A 23,378-nucleotide genomic window follows, 5' to 3' on the forward strand; every position below is an offset into this window, starting at 1 on the left:
TCTGTGAACCATTAGGGGACGGGCTGCAAGGGGCGAGGGCGCCTGCGCGCCGCGGTTTACACGCCGCAAGGCTGCGGCTAACGATAGGCAAACAACTTGAAGCAAGCGCCTTGCCCGTCTCAGACTTTACCCATTTGACCACACAGACCCTGCGCACTCTGGCTGACCAGCCCGTGTCAGAGCGCGCGTTGTATCTCGCCTTGCGTCATCTGGCGAAATGGCGGGCGCAACTGATCGTCAACACGCTGGTGCGCAAGTCCGGGACGACGGTTCTGTCGGGTCCCTTCGCCGGGATGATTTATGCCGTGGCGGCGTCGGAAGGGTCGCAATGCACCCGCCTGCTGGGCTGTTACGAGGTGTCCCTTGCCCCGGTGATCGAAGAGATCGTCGCCAGCGCCCCAAGCCTGATCCTCGATGTGGGCTGTGCCGAGGGCTATTACGCCGTAGGTCTGGCCCGCCGCCTGCCACAGGCCCGCATCATGGCCCACGACGCCGATCCTGCGGCGCGGGAACGGTGTCAGGCCCTGATCGCGCTGAATGGCGTGGCGGACCGGGTTGTGGTGGGCGGACTGGTTTCGCATGCCGCATTCGACGTTGCCGCGTCCGCCGACACCGTGGTGATCTGCGACATCGAAGGGGCCGAGATGGACCTGTTGGACCCTGCCGCTGCGCCGGGCCTGCGCCATGCCCGCATTCTGGTGGAATGCCATGATTGCCTCACCCCCGGGATCAGCACCGCGCTGACGGCCCGCTTTGCTGCCACCCACCACATCCGGCGCATCGACCGCAGCCTTGCGCCGCAGGCGCTGCCGGACTGGATGGAACAGCTCTCTGACCTTGACCGCCTGCTTGCCCTTTGGGAATGGCGGGCCGGCCCGACCCCCTGGCTTTGGATGCACCCCAAATGACGGCAAATGCGGCAATCTTTTACGCCTCCGACGGCTATCGTCCCGATGTCAAAGGCATCAACGGCCGCCGTGTGGCGGGGGAGTCCTTCCTGAAGGGGTTTCTCAGGCACGGTCAGGTTGACGAGTTTGTCATCCTGACCAAATCCGGCAGCGAAGCCGATGAGGTGGCAGCGCTGATCAAGGCGCATCGCCCGGACAAGGCCCTGCGCCCGGTGGGTCTGGTGCGCCCGCAAGGCATCGCCCCGGTCGAGGCGCTGTATTACCCCGCCGCCAACATCGCCGGCGAGGCCTGGCGCCGGGCCGATCACGGCTCGGGGGCCTGGGCGATCTGCGGGCTGACCCATACGACCTCGACTCCGGGCATCATGCAGGGGTTCTTCGATGCCCGCATGGCCCCGGTGATGGAATGGGATGCGGTGATCTGCACCTCCAACGCGGTGCAGGGCGCGGTGCTGACCCAGATGGAGTTGATCGACAACCACATCCGCCACCGGTTCGGCAGCGTGCCGCCCGCCCGCCCGATGTTCCCGGTGATCCCCTTGGGCATCCACACCCAGGATTTCGCCCGCGATCCGGCCGCCCGCGCCGATCTGCGCCAACGTCTGGGCGCGGCAGAGACCGATGTGGTCTTCTCCACCATCGCCCGGCTGTCTCCGCATGAAAAGTTCGACCCGATCCCGATTTTCCTGTCGATGCAGGCCGCAGCACGCGAGGTGCCGGCAGGCGTGAAGATGCACGTCGCGATGTGCGGCATCTTCCGCCAGCCTTATGCCCGCAAGGTCTTTGAAGAGGGCGCTGCCCGGTTGATGCCCGATGTGGGCTTCCTTCTGCTGGACGGCGAAAAGGCGGAAGAACGCCGCGCCACCCTGTCTGGCGCCGATGTCTTCCTGTTCATGATCGACAACATTCAGGAAACCTTCGGCCTTGCGCCGCTGGAGGGGATGGCGGCGGGACTGCCGGTCCTTGGCTCGGACTGGGATGGTCTGAAGGACACGATCACGCCCGACGTGGGCCTGCGCGTCACCTCCCGGATGCTGGGGCCCCAGCATCTGGCCAACGAAAGCCTGCGCCTGCAGGGCGGCATCGACGACTATCCGCAATATTGTGCTGCCGTCTCGGCGATGACCGAACTCGACATGGCGGACATGAAGGCCAAGATCGTGGCGCTTGCCGCCAATCCTGCGCTGCGGGCGCAGATGGGGCAGGCGGCGCTGAAACGTGCGCAAGGCCTTTATGACTGGAAAGCAGTCATTCCGCAGATGCAGGCGCTGTGGGCCGAACAGATCTCCCGCAAAAAGGCGGCCACGTCCAAGGCCCTGCGCATCCGGGGCTATTCGTTGCCGGTGGCGCCCTCGCCCTCGCTGCTGTTTGCCGGGTACCCCACGGAAACCGCCCAGTTTCTGACCCAGCGCTTCCATGCCCCGGACCGCAGCGGCCTGCCCGATCTGGCCGAGGTGCTGGCCCTGCGCAACTATCAGGGCCTCAACCGCATCTTCGCCGAGCCCGCCCAGATCGCTGCGATCTACGCCGCCGTCCAGTCCGGTCATGACACGGTCGAGGCGCTTTGCAAGGCCACCCAACTGCGCGACATCTTTGTCGAGCGGGTGCTGATGTGGTTGCTGAAATACGACTTCGTCCGCAGGACCGCCTGACCGGGCGCCGGCCCACAGCCTCGCGCCACAGGCCGTGCGGCCGACCCGTGGGACCCATGCGAGGCGTAAGGGCACCGGCGCAGGACTGACATCCACCCGGGCAGGCAAGGGGCTTGTCGCTACTCCTTGAAGTACCGGCTGTCCTTGATCTGGTCCCAGGCCCAGACCACCTGCTGCAACCGCTCCTCGTCGGACCGGTCGCCCTTGTTCATGTCGGGGTGCAGGTCCTTGACCAGGCTTTTGTACTGCTTGCGGATTTCGGTCTTGGTCCAGGTGTCGCGCGCGTCCATGATCTCCAGCGCCTTGCGCTCGGTTGGCGGCAATTTGCGCGTGGCATTGCTGGTCGGCTTGGCTGCGTTCTGCGTGGCCTTGTCGCCCAGAATGTCCAACGGATCCTCGACCCCCAGCCGCGCCCACGAGCGGCCATCGTCCTTGCGGCTGAACGGCGTGGTCTCGCGCTCCCACAGCCGGTCCTTTTCCAGCAGCTTCTGGAATTCCTCATCCGTGGCCGCGCCGAAGAAGTTCCACTTCAGGTTATACTCGCGCACATGGTCGCGGCAGAACCAGAAGAACTCGTTCAGATGGTCAGGCGACTTGGGGGCGCGGTAAGCGCCCTTTTCCTTGCAACTGGGGAAATCGCAGGCCCGGTTGGCCGCTTCCGACGCGCCGGACATGCCGCGGCGGCCCGTTTTGCGCTTCGCCTTGTCAGACGAAACGCGGATATCAAACTCAAACGGGGGGCGACTGGACATCGTAAGGCCTTTCCGACTCGGGGCGTCAAGGATAGGGCATTTGGCAGCGGATTGAAGGGGGTAAGACGAAATTGGCGATAAAGGATGAAATGGAGGCTCGGCTGCGGGCGGCCTTCACCGTGTCGGAACTGGACGTGGTCAATGAAAGCCACCGCCACGCCGGACATTCGGGCGACGATGGTTCAGGCGAAAGCCACTTTGCCGTCAGGCTTCGGGCCGCCGAATTGGCACCCATGGGCCGCCTTGCCCGCCACCGCGCCGTGCAGGCGGCTTTGGGCGACGTCTACAAGCGCCTGCATGCGCTGGCCTTGGACCTTGGCTGACGGGGTCCCGGTCTTTCGCAGAATAGAGCGGGACCCTTCCCCTCAGGCGCGTTTGCGCTCCAGCCGATAGGCATGCAGCAAGGGTTCGGTATAGCCCGAAGGCTGCACCCGCCCTTTGAACACCAGATCATGCGCCGCCTTGTAAGCGATGCCCGTAAACCCCGGCGCCATCGGCTGATAGACCGGATCGCCCGCGTTCTGCCGATCGACCAGCGCGGCCATCTTCTGCAAGGCTGTCTCGACCTGCGCCGCAGTCACCACGCCATGCAACAACCAGTTGGCGATGTGCTGTGACGAAATCCGGCAGGTTGCCCGATCCTCCATCAACCCCACGTCATTGAGGTCCGGCACCTTCGAACAGCCAACCCCCTGATCGATCCAGCGCACCACATAGCCTAGAATGCCCTGCGCATTGTTCTCGACCTCGCGCAGCACCTGGGCTTCGCTCCATTTGCGATAGCTGGCCAGCGGAATTTCCAGCAGCGTTTCCACGTAAGCCCTGCGGCCCCCGGCGGCGAGTTTGCGCTGCACGGCAAAGACGTCGATCTTGTGGTAGTGCAACACATGCAGGATGGCCGCGGTGGGCGAGGGCACCCAGGCGCAATTGGCCCCGGCCTTGGGATGCTCGATCTTCTGCTCCAGCATCGCGGCCATCAGGTCCGGTGCAGCCCACATGCCCTTGCCGATCTGCGCGCGGCCACTCAGGCCGCATTCCAGCCCGATGTCGACATTCTGGTTCTCATAGGCGCCGATCCACGACTTGCGCTTGATGAAGTCCTTCCGGCTGAACGGCCCCGCCTCCATCGAGGTGTGGATCTCATCGCCCGTCCGGTCCAGAAACCCGGTGTTGATGAAGGCCAGGCGATGCGAGGCCGCCCGGATGCATTCCTTCAGGTTGACCGAGGTTCGACGCTCCTCGTCCATCACGCCGATCTTCACGGTGTGGCGCGGCAGGCCCAGAAAATCCTCGACCCGCGCAAAGACGGCATCTGCAAAGGCCACTTCCTCCGGCCCATGCATCTTCGGCTTCACGACATAGATCGCGCCGTGATGCGAGTTGCGCAGGCCCTGCGACCGCAAAAGATCATGCTTGCCGATCAGCACGGTGATGGCGGCATCCATCAGGCCTTCCTGCACCTCCAGCCCGTCGCGGTCCACAATCGCGGGGTTGCTCATCAAATGGCCCACGTTGCGGATCCACAAAAGCGCGCGTCCCTTCAGCGTGACAGTGCCCCCGTCCGGGGCGGTGAAGGTCCGGTCCTCGTTCAGCCGGCGCATCATCTTGCGCCCGCCCTTGTCAAATTCGGCCGCCAAACTGCCCTGCATCAGCCCCAGCCAGTTGGCGTAGGCCTGCACCTTGTCCTCGGCATCGACACAAGCCACCGAGTCTTCGCAGTCCATGATCGCGGAAACGGCACTTTCCAGCACGATATCGGCCAGCAACGCCTGATCCCTTGCGCCAATCGGATGGGCCCGGTCAAAGACCAGTTCGACATGCAAGCCATTGTTGCGCAGCAAGATCGAGTCCGGAGCCTTCGGATTCCCCCGATACCCGACGAACTTCTCAGGCGAAACCAGCGGCATCTCGTCCACCAGCAGCGCGCCGTCCTTGACGTGATAGCGCCGCACATCGGCATGGCTGGTCCCGGCAATGGGAAACGCCTCATCCAGAAAGACCCGCGCCCGCGCCACAACGCGCGCCCCGCGCCCCCGCTCGTAGCCGCCCGCCGGCGGCTGGCTGCCCATCGCATCCGTGCCATAGAACGCATCATACAGGCTGCCCCAGCGCGCATTGGCCGCATTCAGCGCATAGCGGGCGTTGGTGATCGGCACCACCAGTTGCGGCCCGGGAACCGAAGCGATTTCGGGGTCCACCCCGGTCGTCTCGATCTGGAACGGCGCGCCTTCCGGCAACAGGTACCCGATCTCGCGCAGGAAGGCCGCGTAGGCCTCCGGATCATGCGGCCGGTCCCGGTGCGCGATGTGCCAGGCGTCGATCTTGCCTTGCAAATCCTCGCGCTTGGCCAGCAGGGCGCGGTTCACCGGCCCCATCTCATGCACCAGCGCCGAGAAGCCGGCCCAGAACGCCGCAGCCTCCACCCCAGATCCCGGCAAGGCCTGTTCCTCGACAAAGCGGGCAAGAACATCTTCCACCGCAAGCTCAGCACGGATCACACGGGCCATGGCACATCTCCAGATAGGGCAGGGATATCAGACAGGGTTCCGCACAAAACCGCAAGCAAAGCCCCTTGGCGATTGCCGCCCGGAAACCAGAAGCACAATCACGCGGCAGATGAAAATCCCCCTCCGCGAACCCCCTTCATCCAGGTCCAAATATCCCACGGGGGTCCGGGGGTGTGAAACCCCCGGCGGCTGGCCGCAAGCGCAAGGCTCAGATATCCAGACCTGCCAGATATTCCATCAGCGCAGGCCGCACCGATTCCTCGCCATCCGCCTGCGCCCGATCCATCACCGCCCGCGCCTCGCCCAGATCAGCCACGCGCAGCAGCGCCTTGACCGGGCCGATCGAGGCCGGACGCATCGACATCACCCGCAGGCCCATCGCGGCCAGCGCCAAGGCTTCGATCGGGCGACCGGCATCCTCGCCGCAGAACGACAGTTTGGTGCCATAGGGCGCGCAGCGGCGCACCACATGTTCGATGAAGGACAAGAACGACACGTTCAGCACGTCATAGCGCTTGCGCACCCGTTCATTCTCGCGGTCCGCTGCGAAGAAGAACTGCTTCAGGTCATTGCCGCCGATGCTGATGAAATCCGCCAGCCGGAAGAACTCGTCGGGCGCATAGGCCAGCGAGGGCATTTCCAGCATGGCACCGATCTTCACATCCTCGGGCACCACATGCTCCAGACTGCGCTCGCGGTGGATCTCGCGCAGCACATGGCTGCGCGCCGCCTTGAACTCGCCAAACTCGCTGACGAAGGGGAACATCACCTGCAGGGGCCGCCCATTGGCCGCCCGCAGCAGGGCCTGCACCTGCATCCGCAAGACGCCCGGCTTGTCCAGCCCGACCCGGATGGCCCGCCAGCCCATGGCCGGGTTGGGCTCGTCATTGGGCTTCATATAGGGCAGCACCTTGTCGGACCCGATGTCCAGCGTGCGGAAAGCCACGGGGCGTCCCTTGGCGGCATCCATCACGCGGGCGTAAAGCGAGGCCAGCTCCGACCGCTGCGGCATCTTGTTGCGGATCAGGAATTGCAACTCGGTGCGGAACAGACCCACCCCCTCGGCCCCAGACCCGACGAGCGAGGGCAGATCGGCCATCAGCCCGGCGTTCATGTGCAGTTCCACCGTCACCCCGTCTTGCGTGGTGGCGGGCAGATCGCGCAAGCTGGCATAGCGCAACTGTGCTTCGGCCTGCATGGCGATCTTGTCGCGGAAGCTGCGGGCGATGGTTTCTTCGGGCCGCAGATGCACGATGCCCTGATCGCCATCGACCAGAATGGCATTGCCGTTCAGCGCCTCGCTGATGATGCCCTTGGCATGGATCACCATCGGAATGGCCAAGGCCCGCGCCACCACGGCGGCATGAGAGCCGACCGAGCCCTCTTCCAGCACAAGGCCCTTCAGCTTGCGGCCATAGTCCATCAGTTCCGCCGGCCCGATGTTGCGCGCCACCAGCACCGGGTTTTCCGGCATCGACGCGCCGGTGTCGCGGCCCTGACCCGTCAGGATGCGCAACAGCCGGTTGGACAGATCATCCAGATCATGCAGCCGCTCGCGCAGATAGGCGTCCTCGACCTGCTCCAGCCGGTTCCTTGCGGCGGATTGTTCCTTTTCCACTGCAGCCTCAGCCGAAAGGCCGCGCTGGATGTCTTCTTCCATCCGGCGCAGCCAGCCGCGCGAATGGGCGAACATCCGATAGGCCTCCAGCACGGCCTTTTGTTCCTTGTCCAGACTTTCCGCCGCCAGAAGGTCATCGACCGAGACGCGCAGCACCCCGACCGCATCGCGGATGCGGTCAATTTCGGTCAGGGGGTCATCGGCCACCGGATTGGTGACCACGACACGCGGCTCGTGCAGCCAGACCCGGCCCTCGGCTGCACCTTCCTGCCCGGTGGTGCCGCGAAACAGCATCGGCTGGCGGTGCAGGGCCAGACCGGCGTCATTGCCAAATGCGCCAAGTTCGGCCATCTCGGCCAGGACCATCGCCACGACCTCGATCGCATCGATGTCCTCTTCGGCATAGCTGCGTGCGTCCTTGGATTGCAGGACCAGCACGCCCAGCTTCTCGCCCACCCGCTGGATCGGCACCCCCAGGAACGAGGAATAGATTTCCTCCCCCGTTTCCGGCATGAAGCGAAAGCCCTTTTCGGCGGGGGCATTGGCGGTGTTGACCGGCTGGCCCAGACGCGCCACGCGGCCCACCAGCCCCTCGCCCAGCTTCATCCGAGTCTTGTGGACGGCGTCTTTCTTCAGCCCTTCAGTGGCACAGAGTTCCAGGGTTTCCGCGTCGCGGAACAGGTAGATCGAGCAGACCTCGGTCCCCATCGAATCCGCGATGATATGGGTGATGCGGTCCAGTCGGTCCTGACCCTTGGCCGGCGTGCCAAGGACATCGCGCAAACGGCGCAAAAGCTTGCGGCTGTCGCTTTCCTTCCGTTCGCCCATCTGGTTCCCTTGCCCTCGCCCCGGCATTCCCGCGGAGCATTAACCCTGTTATCGCCGCCTTCTGACAATTGCGAAAGGGGCCGGGGCACAGTTTTTATCCTGCCCGCCGTCAAATCCCTGTTGAAGGCGGAACGCCAGCCGTCTGCCGCAGGAAAAAGCGTCGCCGCAGGCCCCGAACCCATGCCCGATTGCGTGATGACCTGTCTGCTCTTAAGCTTCCGGGCAGGGATCATCCCCGCCGCTGCCTGTTCCTCCGCCTTGCCCTTTGTCGCATCACGCCGGTTCTTATGCTCAAGGTGAAAATCAATGTTGCACAAGCCCTTTTTGATCCTGTGTCTGGCCGCAGGTCTGGCCTGGCCGCTGTCGTCTGTTGCTCAGGCCCCGGTCGGACGCCAACGGGCTGACGGGTTGTCCATGTTGCCCCTTGTTCTGGTGCAGGATGACGGATCGGACGGCGCTGACCCTTCGGCGGGCGATGCCGCGCCGGCCGATACGGCGGACATGACGGCCGATGTTCCCGATGACGCCATCGACATCACCGATGAAGAAACTGCCACCGTGACGGACGCGTTGTCTTCGGGCAGACGGTTCTGCGGCGCGGCGGACCCCAGCTTCAAGGCCGATTGCCTAAGCGACCAATTCGCCACTGCCGCCAAATCCCTGCCCGCCAAAGGCGGCTACGCTGCCGCACGCAAGGCCCTGCTTGACGCCTCGGCCCAGTTGCACGCCTTGGCCACCTCGAACGCGGATGCGGCCAAACCGGCGGCCAAGGTCAGTTCCGGCAAAAGCCATTCCCACCGCGCCCTGACCCCGGTGGCCAATCCCGGTGCCGTCAACGCCAAGGCCGCCGCCATCGTCAGCGCCACCAAGGTCGTCCTGTTGCGCTCGGCCGAGGGGTCGAAAGAGCGCAGCGCCGCCTACAAGGCCATGGCTGCCGGGGTCTGAGGCAAAGCAAAAGGGCCGCAGACAGGCTGCGGCCCTTGCGATCTGTCGAACGGGATCAGTTGCCCGCCTTGTCCAGATCAAAGGCATCGTGCAGCGCCTGCACGGCCAGTTCCATGTACTTGCGGTCGATCAGGACCGAGATCTTGATCTCGGACGTGGCGATGACCTTGATGTTGACATTCTCTGCCGCGAGCGAGGCGAACATCTTGGCAGCCACGCCCGCATGGCTGCGCATCCCGATGCCCACGACCGAAACCTTGGACACATCGCTGTCGGTGATCAGCTGCGCATAAGCGAACTTGCCTTCGGCCTGGGCATCCTCGATGGCTTTCTTGGCGCGCAGGACCTGATTGGTCGGGCACGAGAAGGTCATGTCGGTGTAGGCGCGCTTGTCGGAAGGATCGGACTGCTCCGAGATGTTCTGCACGATCATGTCGACGTTCACGCCGGCATCCGCCAGCGGCCCGAAGATCGCCGCCGCGATTCCGGGCCGGTCTTCCACCCGCACGAGGGTCATTTTCGCTTCATCGCGGCTGAAAGCCACGCCAGAGACGACTTTCGATTCCATGATTTCATCCTCGTCGCAGACCAGAGTTCCGGAAGTTTCGTCAGTATCCTCGAATGAGGACAGCACCCGCAGGCGCACATTGTAGCGCATCGCCAGTTCGACCGAACGGGTCTGCAGGACCTTGGCACCCAGCGAGGCCAGTTCCAGCATTTCCTCAAACGCGATCTTGTCCAGCTTGCGGGCCTTTTCGGACACGCGCGGGTCGGTGGTGTAGACGCCGTCCACATCGGTGTAGATGTCGCAGCGTTCGGCGGCGAAGGCGGCGGCGAAAGCCACGGCGGTGGTGTCAGACCCACCCCGGCCCAGCGTGGTGATCCGCCCCTCGGCGCTGACGCCCTGGAAGCCTGCCACCACGGCGACCTTGAAGCCTTCGGCAAATTTCGCGTCAATATTCTCGCGCGGGATCGACACGAAGCGGGCCGAGGAATGGGCCGAGGTCGTGTTGATCGGCACTTGCCAACCTTGCCAGGACCGGGCCGGCACACCCATTTCCTGCAGGCGCAGCGCCATCAGGCCAGCGGTGACATTCTCGCCACTGGCGACCACGGCGTCATATTCGCGCGCGTCATACAGTTTCGAAGTGCCCTCGACCCAGCCGACCAGTTCATTCGTCTTGCCCGACATGGCCGAGACGATGACGATCACGTCATAGCCACGGGCCACCTCGGCCTGCACCTTCTTGGCGGCATTTTCGATGCGCGACAGGTCCGCTACCGAAGTGCCTCCGAATTTCATCACCAGAACTGGCATGTTTTCGCCCCGTGTTCCGCCTTGCAGCGGTCTCGTCCAAAATCGGCTGCTTCATAGCAGAAGCCGGGGCAGGGGCAAGCGCCCGACCGGACCGCAATGATGATGTGTGAAACTTCCGTGACATCGCATCCGATCTTGATCTGGCGCAACCCGGACCTGTGCCAGCCGGCCTAGACCGGGGCAGCCCCTGCCAAGGATGACCCCGATGACCCTGACCTCGACCGACCCGCAAGATCTGGCCCGCACGCTTTTGGCAGAGTTGACCCTGTTGCAGACCCGGATGCAGGCGCAGGCCGCGGCCAGCGTTGCGGCATGGACCCCCCGCATCCGGCGGCCCGAGTTTGCCGCCTCGGCGGCCAACATGGCCGATTGGCTGGCGTTGCGCCGCGCCGATCTGTCCAGCCTGCAGGGCCCTTTGTCCACGCTGGGCCTCTCGACGCTGGGGCGGCTGGATGCGCATGTCGGTGCCTCGGTTCAGGCGGTGGTGGCGGCGCTGTCGCGCATCGCTGGCGCCCCGCCGCGCGATTTCCCGCCGCGTCAGGCCTTTTCCGAGGGCGACAGCGTGCTGGCCGCCCGTCGCGACGCCCTGTTTGGCGCGCAAGAGCCGGGCGACCCGCGCACCCGCGTCATGGTGACCCTGCCGACCGAGGCGGGCACCGACGGCGGGGCGCTGATCGCTGCGCTTGTCAATGCCGGTCTGGACTGCGTGCGGATCAACTGCGCCCACGACAGCCCCGAAGTCTGGGGCGCCATAGTGGCCCATCTGCGTGCCATCGAAGCTGCGACAGGGCGGCACTTCCCAATCTCGATGGACCTTGGCGGGCCGAAATTCCGCGTGACGGCGATTTCTGCGGGCAAGAAGGCGGGCGGTGCCAAGCATGCTTTTGTGCCGGGCGATCAGTTCGCCCTCGTCCGGGACCTGAAACACGCGCCAAAGGCGCTGTTCAGCGCCACCCTCTCGCACGAGGCTTTGGTCGATGCCCTCGAACCCGGAGCCGAGGTTTCGATCGACGACGGCAGGATCTGGGCCAAGGTGGATCACGTCAAGGACGGGGCCGCGGTGCTGACCGTGACGCGGGCGCCGGAAAAGGGCGGCAAGATCAAGCCTGAAAAGGGCGTCAACCTGCCCGGCGCCAATCTGCGCGTGGATGCCCTGACGCCAGACGATCTGGCGGCGCTGGATTTCGTGGTCGGCCACGCCGATGTCGTCTCGTTCTCTTTCGTGCAGACCGTGACGGATGTCCGCGCCCTGATCGCCGCCATGACGGACCGCACCCCTCCGGGCCGGACGCTGCCGGGCATTGTCCTGAAGATCGAAACCCCCTTGGGCCTGCGCAACCTGCCCGAACTGATCCTGGAAGCCGGTGGCACCTTGCCGGTGGGCGTGATGATCGCGCGCGGTGATCTGGCCGTGGAAATCGGCTTTGACCGGCTGTCGGAAATTCAAGAGGAAATCCTGTGGCTCTGCGAAGCCGCCCAGGTTCCGGTGATCTGGGCCACGCAGGTGCTGGAGGGCATGGTGCGCGACGGCCAAGCCAGCCGCGCCGAGGTGACCGATGCCGCCATGAGCCAGCGCGCCGAATGCGTCATGCTGAACAAGGGCCCCCACGCGGTCGAGGCGGTGGCCTTCCTGCGCGACATCCTCAGCCGGATGGATCGCCACCAGACCAAGAAAAGCCCCCGCCTTGGCCCCTTGCGCGTCTGGCGCGGGCAAGAGGCCTAGCTGAGGAAGAAATCTTTCGGTGCCAAGGGTTTGGGCGGTTCCATGTCCAGATGCGGCGCCAGGCTGATTTCCATCGTGCGGCAGATTGCGTCCAAAGGCAGCGCGTTGGAGGTGGCACCGTAAGGATGGGCCAGTTCCTCGGTCACCTCGGCCAGACCCAGAAACACATAGGCGATCAGCCCGGTAAAGACCGGGGTCATCCAGCCTTCCGACCCGATCAGCGCCAAGGGGATCAGCAGGCAATACAAATAGATCGTGCGGAAGATCAGCAGGGAATAGACATAAGGCAGCGGCGTCGCCGCAATCCGCTCTCCCCCCGCCTGACCAAGTTCCATCGAGCCCAGTCGCTGCGACAGCGACCTTGCGCCAAAGCCGTCCAGCCCGCCCATGCGCCGCGCCTGCGCCAGCACCCCATTGATCGCGTCCAAGGCCGCACCCGAGGTTGCCACCTCGCCACTCCAGGCCCGCGCCGCCGCGTCGGGCGGCAATCCGCGCAACTGGCAGCGGTGCAGATGGGCAAAGGCCAGCGCCAGACGCAGCACCTGCCGGGCCTCGGCCTTGGGCAGGAACAGTTCGGCCTCGCGCGACAGGGCGCGCAGATCGACCAGCAGCCCGCCCCACAGCTTGCGCGCTTCCCACCAGCGGTCGTAGGCGGCGTTGTTGCGAAAGCCAAGAAACAGCGACAGCGCCACCCCCATCACCGAAAAGGGTGTCGCTGCCGATTGCGGCAAGGCGATCACCCAATGGTCAAAGGCCACAGCCCCGGCGGAAATTGCCGCCAAGGTGATCAGCGACAGCCCGATGTGTGGCAGCACCGACCCACGCACGGCGAACAGGATCTGCATCAGGCCCGGCTTGTCGCGGATGATCATGGTAGGCTCCTTTCCGACGGTGATCTTTTGAAGACTATCGCAGGGACTGCCGCGCGCGAAAGACCCAGACGGGCCGCGCAGACGCGACAGGCGGCTGAAAATTGCAGCCTTTCCAGAATTTTACCCTGACATCCTCACGCAAGACATCAAGAGGCTTGTGTGCGGTTTGATCAAGACCTCGCCGACCGTCAGTGCGGCCCTATCCACCCGGCCACACCCGGTGTGGCGTTCGTGGTCCACAAACCGAACGTGTCCGTCCGCCGCAATCGATCCTGCGCAATCGCAGGTGTCGAAATCTGGTCAGCCGGCCAGCGCTTACAACGCCCGCCAGCCGATATCGCTGCGGCAGAAGCCCTCGGGCCAGTTCAGATGATCCAGCATCGCGTAGGCCCGGTTGCGCGCCTCTTCCAAAGAGCCGCCCCGCGCCGTGATGTTCAGCACCCGTCCGCCGTTGGACAGGATTTGCCCGTCCTTCTCGACCGTGCCGGCATGAAAGCACATATGCCGGCTGTCCTCTGGCAAACGCTTCAGCCCGTGGATGATCGAGCCTTTCTGATAGGCCCCCGGATAGCCCTTGGCGGCCATCACCACGGTCAGGGCATGATCGTCGGCCCAGTTGACCCGCGCCTGATCCAGCCGCCCCTCGGCACAGGCCAGCAGCAAGTCCAGCGCTTGCGCCCCCAGCCGCATCATCAGCACCTGACATTCCGGATCGCCGAACCGGGCGTTGTATTCCACCAGCCGTGCCCGGCCGTTCTCGATCATCAGGCCTGCGTAAAGCACACCCTGATAGGGCGTCCCGCGCCGCGCCATCTCGCGGATGGTGGGCATCACGATTTCGTCCATCGCCTGTTTCTGGATGGCCTCGCTCAGCACCGGGGCAGGGGAGTAGGCCCCCATCCCCCCTGTATTCGGCCCGGTATCGCCATCGCCCACCCGCTTGTGATCCTGCGCCGTGCCGACGGGCAGGGCGTTGGTGCCATCCGTCAGGATGAAGAAGCTGGCCTCTTCTCCTGTCATGAACTCTTCGATCACCACTTCGGCGCCGGCAGCCCCGAACTCGCCGCCGAACATGTCGTCGATGGCGTCCAGCGCCTCGGCCTCGGTCATCGCCACGATGACGCCCTTGCCCGCCGCCAGTCCATCGGCCTTGACCACGATCGGCGCGCGCCGTGCCGCGATATAGGCCTTGGCCGGACCGCTTTCGGTGAACCGCGCATAGCCCGCCGTCGGCGCCTTGCAGGCATCGCAGATTTCCTTGGTGAAGGCTTTCGATGCCTCCAGCCGCGCCGCCTGCGCACTGGGCCCGAAGGTCAGGATGCCCGCCGCCCGCGCAGCATCCGCCACACCGGCGGCCAGCGGCGCCTCTGGCCCCACCACCAGAAAGTCTATGGCGTTTTCCGCGCAGAAGGCGACCACCGCCGCCCCGTCCAGAATGTCGAAGTCCGCCACCTCTGCCAGCATGGCAATCCCGGCATTGCCCGGCGCCACCACAAGACGATCCGTCTTGGGGTTCTGCTTGATTGCCCAGGCCAGGGAATGTTCCCGCCCGCCGCTTCCAAGGATGAGGATGTTCATGGGCGCGCTCCGTCTTGGCAAAGGGATAGGGGCCTCATAAGGTCAAGCCGTCCAAGGGGCAAGTGTGCGAGGTCGTCCGATGAGCAAAGCCCGAACCCGCCGCGGCGAAAGCCCGAGGGCATGGCTCAGCCGCCCGCGCCCAATTCTGTGGGCGCTGTCAGGCCTCGGTCTGCTGACGGTGGCAAGCCTTTGGCCCGGACTTGGTCTCCTCCTGATCTTGGCGGTCGGCAGCCTTGCCCTGTCGCTCTGGCTGCGCCGCCCCGGCGGCAGGCGCTGGCAGGGCAGCGAAACGGGCACCGGCTATCAGGACACTTGGCTTGTGGGGCCAGGAAGCCAAGCCGGTGGCACCTCGCACAGCGCCCACGGCCACAGCCTCGGCGGCGGACTTGCCGACGGCATCGCCAATGACTGGAGTGGCGACAGTGGCGCGGGCGACGGCGGTGGCGGCGATTCAGGTGGAGGCGACGGCGGTGGTGGGGGCGACAGCGGCGGCAGCAGCGACTAACCCAAGGTTGCCTTTCCCTGCGCCCCAAGGCAAAACGGACCCATGGCCCTGTTCGAAGACGACGATCCCCCCGCCCGCCCCGGCAATTCCCCGGAATACACCGTCTCGGAACTGTCCGGCGCGGTCAAACGCATCATTGAGGGCGAGTTCGGCCTGATCCGCGTGCGGGGCGAGGTGGGCCGCGTCAGCCGCCCGGCCTCGGGCCACCTGTATTTCGACCTGAAAGATGACCGCAACGTCATCGCCGCCATCTCGTGGAAGGGGCAGCTGTCCAAGATGCAGGTGCGGCCAGAGGAGGGGATGGAGGTTATAGCCACCGGGCGCATGACCACCTTCCCCGGCCAGTCGAAATACCAGATGATCGTCGAGGATGTCGCCCCTGCCGGCGCCGGTGCCCTGATGGCCATGCTGGAAAAGCGCAGGGCCGCGCTGCAGGCCGAGGGACTGTTCGATCCTGCCCGCAAGAAACCCATCCCCTACCTGCCAACGGTGATCGGCGTCGTGACCTCGCCCTCCGGTGCCGTCATCCGCGACATCCTGCACCGCCTGCGCGACCGCTTCCCGCGTCATGTCCTGATCTGGCCGGTCGCGGTGCAGGGACAAAACTGTGCTGCCGAAGTTTCCGCCGCCATTCGTGGCTTCAACGCCATCGTCCCCGGCGGCGCGATCCCGCGCCCCGATCTGATCATTGTGGCACGGGGCGGCGGCAGCCTTGAAGACCTCTGGGGCTTCAACGAGGAAATCGTGGTCCGCGCCGCCGCCGCCTCGCAGATTCCGCTGATTTCGGCGGTCGGCCACGAAACCGACACGACCCTGATCGACTACGCCGCCGACCTGCGCGCGCCCACCCCCACCGCCGCCGCCGAGATGGCCGTGCCGGTCCGCGCCGACCTGCTGGCGACCCTCGCCGACCTTGCGGCCCGAGGGTCGCGCGCCAGCCGCACCGGGCTGGATCGCCGCGACCAGCGCCTGCGCGACCTCGCCCGCGCCTTGCCCCGGCTCGACGCGCTTCTGGCAGCCCCACGTCAGCGCCTTGATGCCGCAACCCAGCGCCTTGGCGGCGGCCTCAGCCTTGCCACCTCCCGCAAGCGCTCCAGGTTCGAGGCGCTTTCGGCCCCCCTGCGCCCCGCCATCCTCGCCAGCCTGATCCAGCGCCAGCGTGTCAGCCTGACCCAGCAGACCGCCGGCCTGAACGCCCGCGCCGACCTGCGTCTGGAACGCGCCGCCACCGCCTTGGACAAATGGGCCTCCCGCCTTGCCCCGGCCCTGTCACGCCTGATCGCCACCTCGGCCCGTGACATCGCCAAGCACCGCGACCAGTTGGCCGCCCTGACCCAGCGCCTCGACGCCGCCGTGCCCAAACGCCTGACCGACCTGACCGCCCGCCTTGACGCGCTGGACCGCACGCGCCAGACCCTTGGCTATGCCGAAACCCTGCGGCGCGGCTACGCCGTGGTCTGGGGCGACGGCGCCGTCGTCACCACCGCGGCGCAGGCTGACAAGGCCCAAGTGCTGGAGATCGAGTTTCAGGACGGTCGCATGACCCCGAAATCCTCGGCCAAGAAACCAAAGGCGCCCCCGCCGAAGCCCGTCCAGGGTTCGCTTTTCTAACGTCTTTCATGTGTTCCCAAATATCCTCAGGGGGGTCTGGGGGGCAGAATGCCCCCCAGCCGGGTCCGCCGAGCGCGCTGCGGCTAAACCCCGACCTTTGGCCCCGGGCATTGCATCGGTTTGCTCGTCTCGTCCACTTCCGACAGGGCCGTCTGGGTGTCGCCGATGAACAGGGCGACCAGTCCGGTCTTGCCCTTGAAGAACTGCCAACAGTTGGTGTCCGGATTGTCGGCGTAGACAAAGCAGATCATCGGCGCCTTGTCGGCGGTCAACTGCTCGGTCCAGGTGCCATATTCGCAGGGCTGATCGGTGAAAGCCCAGATCACCTGACGCCCTGGCAGATATTCTTCTTGCCCCCAGACCGTGCCGCCCGCGCCATAGGTCAAGGTCTTGCCAAGAGCATAGGCCTCAAACTGCGAGGCCGACAGCGGCGCGCCCAGTTGCGCCATGGGCGGGTCCGCCAAAGCGGGCAGGGGTAAAACGCACGCGAGGGTCAGGGCGAAGCGGTTCATGGCGCTATTGTGCCAAAACCCAGGCGCAAAAGCCAGTCACGCCTTGGCGAGCGTCGGTCCCTGCCGAAGCTCGGCCGCGGTCAGGTCAGGTCAGGTCAGGTCAGGTCAGGTCAGGGCTTTTGCGGCGCATAATGCGCCAGCAATGGCCGCATCGCGCGCCGCCACAGGGGCGGACACAGCGCCAGACTGCAGGCAAGGGGCAGGGGCCAGGGCAGCATCGGCATCCCGGGGTCAAGCCGCAGGGCGGGATAGGGCCGCGCCGGATGGGCGTGATGATCGGAATGGCGCGGCGCGTTCAGCATCAGGACGCTGGAAAACAGGTGCGGCGCATTCCAGCTGTGCGCGCCTGCCACCGGCTCCAGCCGACCCGAGAGCCTGCGGCGGTTCAGCCCGTAATGCTGCACGTAATCCGACAGCAGCACCTGCGCACCAAAATGGCCGCCAAGTCCGGCCCAGACCATCAGCCCCGGCCAGCCGGCAAGGCCATAACCCAAAGCCAGCGCCAGCAGCGCGCCAGCGCCGTAGACCCAATAGGGATTGCCCCCCTTGCCCTGCCGCAGCGCCTGTTCGGCCGCCCACCCCGCCCGCAGACTGCCGCCCCAGGCCCGGATCAGGAAGCGGTAATAGCCTTCCCCCGCCCGCGCCGAATTGGGGTCTGCGCCCGACGCCACGAAGCGGTGATGCACCAACCGATGGGCAGAGGCGTGGTGTCCAAAAAGCAGCGCGGTATACACCGCACCGCCCAGCCCGTACAAAACCCGTCCGTGGCGGTGGATCAACTCATGCGCCGCCGGATGGGCCACTTGGCCAAACCACAGGCCACCGGCCAGAAACAGCGCCACCCTCGCGCCCGCGCCCAGCCCCGAAGGTCCCGCCACCGTCCAGACCACCAGCGGCAAGGCCAGCAGCGCCCCCACCGCCAGAACCGCCAGCAGCAGGTCTGCGGCGGGAAACTCCCGCTCTTGCGCAGGGCCCGCCACCATCGGCACCGCGACATCCAGCGCCACCACGGCGCCCGCCATAGAGACGAAGGCCATCCAGACCCAGATCCCGCCCCACAGGCAGGCCATAACCAGCACCCCCAGGGGGCTGATGGCGGCAAGGGCGAACAGTGGCACGGATGCGGGCACGGACAGGGCTTTCATGGCGTAAATCTAGTGCATGCCGCGCCAAAGGGGAATGCGCCCGCCATCCCCCCGCTTGCATCCGCCCGCCGTGCGGCCTAGGTGAGGGCAAACCATCCGGGGCCAGCCCATGTCCTTTTTCAAGAAGCTGCGCGACAAGCTCTTTCGCTCCTCCGACAAGATCGGCGAGGGGCTGGAGGCCTTGGTGGCCGACGCCGCCCAGACACCGCCCGAGAAGCCGGGCCTGATCGGCAGGCTTCTGGGCCGCGACGAGACGCGCCGCCTTGTCGACGATGCCATGCTGGAAAGCCTTGAAGAGTTGCTGATCCAGTCCGACATGGGCGTTGATACCGCCCTGCGCGTCACCGCCAACATCGCCGAGGGCCGTTTTGGCAAGCGCATCTCGACCGCCGATCTGAAAGAGGCGCTGGCAACCGAGATCGCCCGCATCATGGAGCCGGTCGCCCGCCCGATGCCGATTTATCCGCAAAAGCCGCAGGTTGTGCTGGTGGTGGGGGTCAACGGCTCTGGCAAGACCACGACGATCGGCAAGCTGGCCAGCCAGTTCAAGGCCGCCGGTAAATCCGTGGTGATCGCCGCAGGCGACACTTTCCGCGCCGCCGCTGTGGAACAGTTGCAAATCTGGGGTCAGCGCGCCGGCGTGCCGGTCTTGACCGCGCCCGAAGGCTCGGATCCCGCCAGCCTTGCCTTCGATGCCCTGACCAAGGCGCAGGCCGACGGTGCCGACCTGCTTTTGATCGACACGGCGGGCCGGCTGCAGAACCGCGCCGACCTGATGGAGGAACTGGCCAAGATCGTCCGCGTCCTGCGCAAGAAAGACCCCTCCGCCCCGCACAACACGCTTCTGGTGCTGGATGCCACGACGGGCCAGAACGCCCTGCTGCAAGTGGAAATCTTCCGCAAGATCGCCGATGTCTCGGGCCTTGTGATGACAAAACTCGACGGTACCGCGCGCGGCGGCGTGTTGGTGGCCCTGGCCGACAAGTTCGGCCTGCCGATCCACGCCATCGGTGTGGGCGAGCAGATTGACGATCTGTCCCCCTTCGACCCGCAGGATTTCGCCAACGCCCTCGTCGGCCGCGACGTTTAAGCGCAGATGACAGCCTGGCTGCTTTCCCAGGTCGGCACGCCGCAAGGCCACCGGCTGGCCATTGGTCTGGCCCTGCTGGCCGCCGTCCTGCATGCCCTGTTCGGCGCGTTGCAAAAGGGCCGCGATGACCCCTGGATCACCCGCGCCGCGATTGACGCCAGCTATGGCCTGATCGCCGCCCCCTTCGCGCTGTTCGTTGTGCCGTGGCCCGAGCCGCACATGTGGCCGATCTTCGCCGGCGCCTTCCTGATCCACGCCGGCTACAAGATCGCGCAAGCCATGACCTACGACCGGGCGCCCTACACCGTGGTCTACCCGGTGGTGCGCGGCACCGGGCCCTTCTTCACCGTGCTGTTTGCCGGACTGGTGTTCGGCGAACATTTCCTGCCGCTGCAGTGGCTTGGCCTTGCGCTTTTGCTGGCAGGCATCTTCGGGCTGGCGGGCCATTCGCTGTGGACCTTGGGCAATCAGGCGGCAAGCCTGCTGCCCGCCCTTGGTCTTGCCTTCCTGACCGGGGGCTTTGTCGCGGCCTATACGACCTATGACGCGTGGGGCATCCGCGCCACCGCCGACCCTTTCACCTTTCTTGCGTGGTTCTTCATGATCGACGGGGTCTTCATCCCGGTCATCACCTGGCGGCGCTGGATCACGTTGTCGGCAGACCGCATCCCGCCCCTTGTCAAACGTGGGATTTTCGGTGCTTTCGTGGCCTTCTTCTCGTTTGGCGCGGTGATGATGGCGACGCGGCTGGATCGGGTGGGCGAGGCTGCGGCCCTGCGTGAAACCTCGACCCTATTTGCCGCCTTGATTGGCTGGCTGGTTCTGGGCGAGAAGGTAGGCGGCTGGCGTGTGGCGCTGATGGGATTGATCGCATTGGGTGCGATCGTGATGGAGGGTGCGGGATGAGCGATCCTAAGGCAGGGGGACCGAGACCCTATGACAACCGGCTGAAACTGGCGCTGGAATATGGGCCGCTGGTCCTGTTCCTGCTGGGCTACTGGTTCCTGAAAGACAAAAGCGTGACCCTCGCGGGCACCACCTATTCGGGGTTCATCGTCTCGACGGCGGTGTTCGTGGTGATCTTCGCGGCCTCGATCTTCGGCCTCTGGCGGCTGACCGGGCGGATTGCGCCGATGCAGATCATCACGCTGGTCGTGGTTCTGTTCATGGGCGGGCTGACCGTCTGGTTCAACGACCCGCGCTTCATCAAGATGAAACCGACGATCATCTACGTCTTCTTCGCCGCAGCCCTTGGCGGGGGCCTGCTGCAGGGCAAATCCTACCTCAGACTGGTGATGGAGGATGCGATCCCCATGCAGGCCGAGGGCTGGATGATCCTGACCCGCCGCATCGCCCTCTTTTTCGTCGGCCTCGCCGTGGTGAACGAGGTGGTCTGGCGCAACTTTTCGGACGGCACCTGGCTGATGTTCAAGGCGGTCGGCCTGACGCTGGCCATGTTCGCCTTCCTGCTGACCCAGGCCCGGCTCTTGGAAAAATACGCCCTGCCCCCCGCCGACAAAGGCTGAAGCGCCGCGACGTCCGGGCGTTTTGCCATAAGCTTGCCCAAATCCTGTGGCACCCCTGCGCAGGTATTTGTGCGGGGGCGGCGATGCTGAACGAAATCCTTCTGACCTTGCGGGGCTTTGCCGCCCTGTTCCGGCGCGGCACCAGACTGCCTTGGACGATCATGCTGCCGCTGATCGTGATGGCACTTGTCTGGGCCGTGCTGCGCGGCATCGCCATGCCCGAGCGCGAGGCCTTCATGGCTGCCTTCGTGCTGGCGATGGGCCTGCGGGTGGTGATGCGGGCGGATGGCACGATCTCGACCCTGCATGGCCGGATCTCCAACCGGCGTGCGCTGACCCTTGCCCTGCTGATCGCCCCTGCGGCCCTGGCCGTGCTGATCTGGAAGGGCGAGCCCCTGTGGTGCCAGCGTTTCCTGTCGGTCTATTTCGGCGTCAACGCCTGCCTCTATCTGCTGGACGTGATTGACGGCCGCCATGCCATGGTGCGGCATTTCCTGCCCGGAAACCGTCCGCGCGGCGCAGACCCGATGATGAGCCGGGTTTTGGCGGTGTGCTATCTGACGCTGGTCCTGTTGAACGAGACGCTGATCCATCAGGCCTCGCTGGCGGGCTGGCTGATCTACTTCGGGCTCTTGCCCGCGCTGCTGCACCGTCTGCTGCTGGCAGTGGTGCGCACGGTGGACGAGGCCTACGCCAAGGGCTTCGGCCGCTCCTGACCGCCACGATCTTTCTGCGAATAACCGCGCCTTGAATCTTTCGCAGAGAAATTGTTGCCAAGCAGGGGCCGTTGACCTTCCCGCCCGCCCGCGCTAAGCACGTCCCGTGGCGATTTGTAACCGGATTGCGGGCCACGTTAAACAAACCGCTAAAATGGTCAGAGCGTCCCGTGCACTCCCCATGCTTTCCGGTTTCGGAATTGATTGCGCCGAGGAGGCCGGACGATGAGCAAAGACTGGAACACCCGCACGAAACTTGTGCACGAAGGCAGCCGCCGCAGCCAGTATGGCGAGATGGCAGAGGCGATCTTCCTCACCCAGGGCTTCGTCTATCCGGACGCCGAATCCGCCGAAGCCCGCTTCATCAAAGCCGGCGACGACGAATTCATCTATGCCCGCTACGGCAACCCCACCACCCGCATGTTCGAAGAGCGTATCGCGGCCCTTGAAGGGACCGAAGACGCCTTCGCCACGGCCTCGGGCATGGCCGCCGTTTCGGGCGCTTTGACCGCGCTGCTGCGGGCGGGCGACCATGTGGTCTCCTCCCGCGCATTATTCGGGTCCTGCCTTTATATCCTGGAAGAGGTCCTGACCCGTTACGGCGTGAAGGTGACCTTCGTCGATGGTGCCGATCTGGACCAGTGGCGCGCCGCCGTCACCCCCGGCACCAAGGCGGTGTTCTTCGAATCGATGTCGAACCCGACGCTGGCACTGGTCGACATCCGCGCGGTTGCGGACATCGCCCACACGGTCGGCGCACTGGTGATCGTCGACAACGTTTTCGCCACGCCGATCTTTTCCAAGGCCGTCGAACAGGGCGCGGATGTCATCGTCTATTCCACCACCAAGCACATCGACGGGCAGGGCAGGGCGCTTGGCGGGGTCGTCTGCGGCACCAAGGACTACATCCGCAAGGTGCTGGAACCCTACATGAAGCACACCGGCGGCTCGATTTCTCCCTTCTCGGCCTGGCTCATGCTGAACGGCATGGTCACGCTGGACTTGCGTTGCCGCGCGATGGCGCAGAGCGCGCTGACCATCGCCAAGGCGCTGGAAGGGGATGCCCGCATCACCAAGGTGATCTATCCCGAACTTCTCAGCCACCCGCAGCATGATCTGGCGATGGACCAGATGGGCTCGGGCGGCACCCTGGTGACCTTCGACCTCAAGGGTGGCAAGGATGCTGCGTTCCGCTTCATGAACGCGTTGGAAATCATCAAGATTTCCAACAATCTGGGCGACGCCAAGTCCATCGCAACCCACCCGACCACCACGACCCACCAGCGCCTTTCGCCCGAACAGAAGACCAAGCTGGGCATTACCCCCGGCATGATCCGCCTGTCGGTCGGGCTGGAGGACGTGGGCGACCTGATCGCCGATCTGCAGACCGGTCTGGCCGCGATCTGACGGCATCGCAGCCCGCGGTATCAAAAGATACAGCGTCGGACGGGCAGAAAACCGCCCGCCCGATGATCCGTTGTCGTCTTTGGGGCGTAGAACTTCGGTAAGGATTTGGAAACCGGGGCCGCAGCCCTATATACCCTGTCCTGCGACCAACTGCATAAGGAAGCG

Annotated in this window: 20 protein-coding genes and 1 riboswitch; of the genes, 12 read left to right on the forward strand and 8 right to left on the reverse strand. The window is 65.3% G+C overall.

From position 1 onward, the window contains the following. Positions 1-134 precede the first annotated feature (134 nt). Both AC1Y2B_RS03035 and AC1Y2B_RS03040 read left to right on the forward strand, forming a co-directional pair. Entirely contained in the window at positions 135-908 is a 774-nt protein-coding gene (locus AC1Y2B_RS03035; RefSeq protein ID WP_482251577.1) for a methyltransferase domain-containing protein, read from the forward strand. Further along, the gene (locus AC1Y2B_RS03040; protein WP_482251578.1) at positions 905-2,560 is read left to right on the forward strand and encodes a glycosyltransferase family 4 protein; all 1,656 of its coding nucleotides are present in this window, start codon (positions 905-907) and stop codon (positions 2,558-2,560) included. Before AC1Y2B_RS03035 ends, AC1Y2B_RS03040 begins: the two co-directional genes overlap by 4 nt. A 119-nt stretch (positions 2,561-2,679) precedes the next feature. Here AC1Y2B_RS03040 and AC1Y2B_RS03045 read toward each other — a convergent pair whose 3' ends face one another. Next, positions 2,680-3,312, reverse strand: a complete 633-nt coding sequence (locus AC1Y2B_RS03045; RefSeq protein WP_482251579.1) for a DnaJ domain-containing protein — start codon at positions 3,310-3,312, stop codon at positions 2,680-2,682. 71 nt (positions 3,313-3,383) lie between these two features. On the opposite strand from AC1Y2B_RS03045, the gene AC1Y2B_RS03050 reads away from it, so the two are divergent. Continuing rightward, entirely contained in the window at positions 3,384-3,635 is a 252-nt protein-coding gene (locus tag AC1Y2B_RS03050) for a BolA family protein (RefSeq protein WP_482251580.1), read from the forward strand. A 42-nt stretch (positions 3,636-3,677) separates the two neighbouring features. Here AC1Y2B_RS03050 and AC1Y2B_RS03055 read toward each other — a convergent pair whose 3' ends face one another. Together AC1Y2B_RS03055 and ptsP are read right to left on the reverse strand one after the other, a co-directional pair. Next, the gene (locus tag AC1Y2B_RS03055) at positions 3,678-5,819 is read right to left on the reverse strand and encodes a malate synthase G (RefSeq protein WP_482251581.1); all 2,142 of its coding nucleotides are present in this window, start codon (positions 5,817-5,819) and stop codon (positions 3,678-3,680) included. Positions 5,820-6,027: 208 nt separating this feature from the next. Beyond that, on the reverse strand, positions 6,028-8,265 hold the full coding sequence (gene ptsP, locus AC1Y2B_RS03060; RefSeq protein ID WP_482251582.1) for a phosphoenolpyruvate--protein phosphotransferase: 2,238 nt from the start codon (positions 8,263-8,265) through the stop codon (positions 6,028-6,030). 306 nt (positions 8,266-8,571) lie between these two features. Between ptsP and AC1Y2B_RS03065 the strand changes: the two genes are divergently transcribed. Then, a complete protein-coding gene (locus tag AC1Y2B_RS03065) occupies positions 8,572-9,210 on the forward strand; it encodes a hypothetical protein (protein ID WP_482251583.1) in 639 nt (212 codons plus the stop codon). Positions 9,211-9,265: 55 nt separating this feature from the next. Here the strand turns inward: AC1Y2B_RS03065 and AC1Y2B_RS03070 are convergent, their stop codons facing one another. Beyond that, on the reverse strand, positions 9,266-10,528 hold the full coding sequence (locus AC1Y2B_RS03070) for an aspartate kinase (protein ID WP_482251584.1): 1,263 nt from the start codon (positions 10,526-10,528) through the stop codon (positions 9,266-9,268). 205 nt (positions 10,529-10,733) lie between these two features. Here AC1Y2B_RS03070 and AC1Y2B_RS03075 point away from each other — a divergent pair, with 205 nt between their 5' ends. Next, positions 10,734-12,251 (forward strand): pyruvate kinase, encoded by a 1,518-nt coding sequence (locus AC1Y2B_RS03075; protein WP_482251585.1) that lies wholly within the window; start codon positions 10,734-10,736, stop codon positions 12,249-12,251. On the opposite strand, the gene AC1Y2B_RS03080 is transcribed toward AC1Y2B_RS03075, so the two are convergent. Together AC1Y2B_RS03080 and purD are read right to left on the reverse strand one after the other, a co-directional pair. Next, a complete protein-coding gene (locus AC1Y2B_RS03080) occupies positions 12,248-13,123 on the reverse strand; it encodes a bestrophin family protein (protein ID WP_482251586.1) in 876 nt (291 codons plus the stop codon). The genes AC1Y2B_RS03075 and AC1Y2B_RS03080 overlap by 4 nt on opposite strands. A 315-nt stretch (positions 13,124-13,438) precedes the next feature. Further along, a complete protein-coding gene (purD, locus tag AC1Y2B_RS03085; RefSeq protein ID WP_482251587.1) occupies positions 13,439-14,701 on the reverse strand; it encodes a phosphoribosylamine--glycine ligase in 1,263 nt (420 codons plus the stop codon). A gap of 79 nt (positions 14,702-14,780) precedes the next feature. On the opposite strand from purD, the gene AC1Y2B_RS03090 reads away from it, so the two are divergent. After that, positions 14,781-15,206: a hypothetical protein gene (locus AC1Y2B_RS03090; RefSeq protein WP_482251588.1), complete on the forward strand. Its 426-nt coding sequence runs from the start codon at positions 14,781-14,783 to the stop codon at positions 15,204-15,206. A 42-nt stretch (positions 15,207-15,248) separates the two neighbouring features. Further along, a complete protein-coding gene (gene xseA / locus AC1Y2B_RS03095; RefSeq protein WP_482251589.1) occupies positions 15,249-16,817 on the forward strand; it encodes an exodeoxyribonuclease VII large subunit in 1,569 nt (522 codons plus the stop codon). Positions 16,818-16,900: 83 nt separating this feature from the next. Here the strand turns inward: xseA and AC1Y2B_RS03100 are convergent, their stop codons facing one another. Beyond that, on the reverse strand, positions 16,901-17,329 hold the full coding sequence (locus tag AC1Y2B_RS03100) for a hypothetical protein (protein ID WP_482251590.1): 429 nt from the start codon (positions 17,327-17,329) through the stop codon (positions 16,901-16,903). Between the two features lie 110 nt (positions 17,330-17,439). Then, complete coding sequence (locus AC1Y2B_RS03105; protein WP_482251591.1) at positions 17,440-18,474, reverse strand: alkane 1-monooxygenase; 1,035 nt, start codon at positions 18,472-18,474, stop codon at positions 17,440-17,442. Positions 18,475-18,583: 109 nt separating this feature from the next. Here AC1Y2B_RS03105 and ftsY point away from each other — a divergent pair, with 109 nt between their 5' ends. The 5 genes from ftsY to metZ all read left to right on the forward strand — a co-directional run bounded on the left by ftsY (position 18,584) and on the right by metZ (position 23,213). Next, on the forward strand, positions 18,584-19,564 hold the full coding sequence (ftsY, locus tag AC1Y2B_RS03110; protein ID WP_482251592.1) for a signal recognition particle-docking protein FtsY: 981 nt from the start codon (positions 18,584-18,586) through the stop codon (positions 19,562-19,564). A 6-nt stretch (positions 19,565-19,570) separates the two neighbouring features. Further along, complete coding sequence (locus AC1Y2B_RS03115) at positions 19,571-20,470, forward strand: EamA family transporter (RefSeq protein WP_482251593.1); 900 nt, start codon at positions 19,571-19,573, stop codon at positions 20,468-20,470. Next, complete coding sequence (locus AC1Y2B_RS03120; RefSeq protein WP_482251594.1) at positions 20,467-21,090, forward strand: inner membrane-spanning protein YciB; 624 nt, start codon at positions 20,467-20,469, stop codon at positions 21,088-21,090. Before AC1Y2B_RS03115 ends, AC1Y2B_RS03120 begins: the two co-directional genes overlap by 4 nt. Positions 21,091-21,173: 83 nt before the next feature. After that, positions 21,174-21,806 (forward strand): hypothetical protein, encoded by a 633-nt coding sequence (locus tag AC1Y2B_RS03125; RefSeq protein WP_482251595.1) that lies wholly within the window; start codon positions 21,174-21,176, stop codon positions 21,804-21,806. 96 nt (positions 21,807-21,902) lie between these two features. Continuing rightward, positions 21,903-21,980, forward strand: a riboswitch (SAM riboswitch). A 51-nt stretch (positions 21,981-22,031) separates the two neighbouring features. Continuing rightward, positions 22,032-23,213 carry an O-succinylhomoserine sulfhydrylase gene (gene metZ / locus AC1Y2B_RS03130; RefSeq protein ID WP_482251596.1) on the forward strand — a complete coding sequence of 394 codons (1,182 nt, stop codon included), beginning with the start codon at positions 22,032-22,034 and terminating at the stop codon, positions 23,211-23,213. Positions 23,214-23,378: the final 165 nt, after the last annotated feature.

This window comes from Stagnihabitans sp. (assembly GCF_964946895.1).

Coding starts and splice junctions, on each gene's coding strand:
- purD (WP_482251587.1), bottom strand. CDS start 14,701: ATGAACATCCTCATCCTTGGAAGCGGCGGGCGGGAACATTCCCTGGCC.
- AC1Y2B_RS03065 (WP_482251583.1), top strand. CDS start 8,572: ATGTTGCACAAGCCCTTTTTGATCCTGTGTCTGGCCGCAGGTCTGGCC.
- AC1Y2B_RS03040 (WP_482251578.1), top strand. CDS start 905: ATGACGGCAAATGCGGCAATCTTTTACGCCTCCGACGGCTATCGTCCC.
- metZ (WP_482251596.1), top strand. CDS start 22,032: ATGAGCAAAGACTGGAACACCCGCACGAAACTTGTGCACGAAGGCAGC.
- AC1Y2B_RS03045 (WP_482251579.1), bottom strand. CDS start 3,312: ATGTCCAGTCGCCCCCCGTTTGAGTTTGATATCCGCGTTTCGTCTGAC.
- AC1Y2B_RS03125 (WP_482251595.1), top strand. CDS start 21,174: ATGCTGAACGAAATCCTTCTGACCTTGCGGGGCTTTGCCGCCCTGTTC.
- xseA (WP_482251589.1), top strand. CDS start 15,249: ATGGCCCTGTTCGAAGACGACGATCCCCCCGCCCGCCCCGGCAATTCC.
- AC1Y2B_RS03115 (WP_482251593.1), top strand. CDS start 19,571: ATGACAGCCTGGCTGCTTTCCCAGGTCGGCACGCCGCAAGGCCACCGG.
- AC1Y2B_RS03080 (WP_482251586.1), bottom strand. CDS start 13,123: ATGATCATCCGCGACAAGCCGGGCCTGATGCAGATCCTGTTCGCCGTG.
- AC1Y2B_RS03075 (WP_482251585.1), top strand. CDS start 10,734: ATGACCCTGACCTCGACCGACCCGCAAGATCTGGCCCGCACGCTTTTG.
- AC1Y2B_RS03105 (WP_482251591.1), bottom strand. CDS start 18,474: ATGAAAGCCCTGTCCGTGCCCGCATCCGTGCCACTGTTCGCCCTTGCC.
- AC1Y2B_RS03090 (WP_482251588.1), top strand. CDS start 14,781: ATGAGCAAAGCCCGAACCCGCCGCGGCGAAAGCCCGAGGGCATGGCTC.
- AC1Y2B_RS03120 (WP_482251594.1), top strand. CDS start 20,467: ATGAGCGATCCTAAGGCAGGGGGACCGAGACCCTATGACAACCGGCTG.
- AC1Y2B_RS03100 (WP_482251590.1), bottom strand. CDS start 17,329: ATGAACCGCTTCGCCCTGACCCTCGCGTGCGTTTTACCCCTGCCCGCT.
- ptsP (WP_482251582.1), bottom strand. CDS start 8,265: ATGGGCGAACGGAAGGAAAGCGACAGCCGCAAGCTTTTGCGCCGTTTG.
- AC1Y2B_RS03070 (WP_482251584.1), bottom strand. CDS start 10,528: ATGCCAGTTCTGGTGATGAAATTCGGAGGCACTTCGGTAGCGGACCTG.
- AC1Y2B_RS03055 (WP_482251581.1), bottom strand. CDS start 5,819: ATGGCCCGTGTGATCCGTGCTGAGCTTGCGGTGGAAGATGTTCTTGCC.
- ftsY (WP_482251592.1), top strand. CDS start 18,584: ATGTCCTTTTTCAAGAAGCTGCGCGACAAGCTCTTTCGCTCCTCCGAC.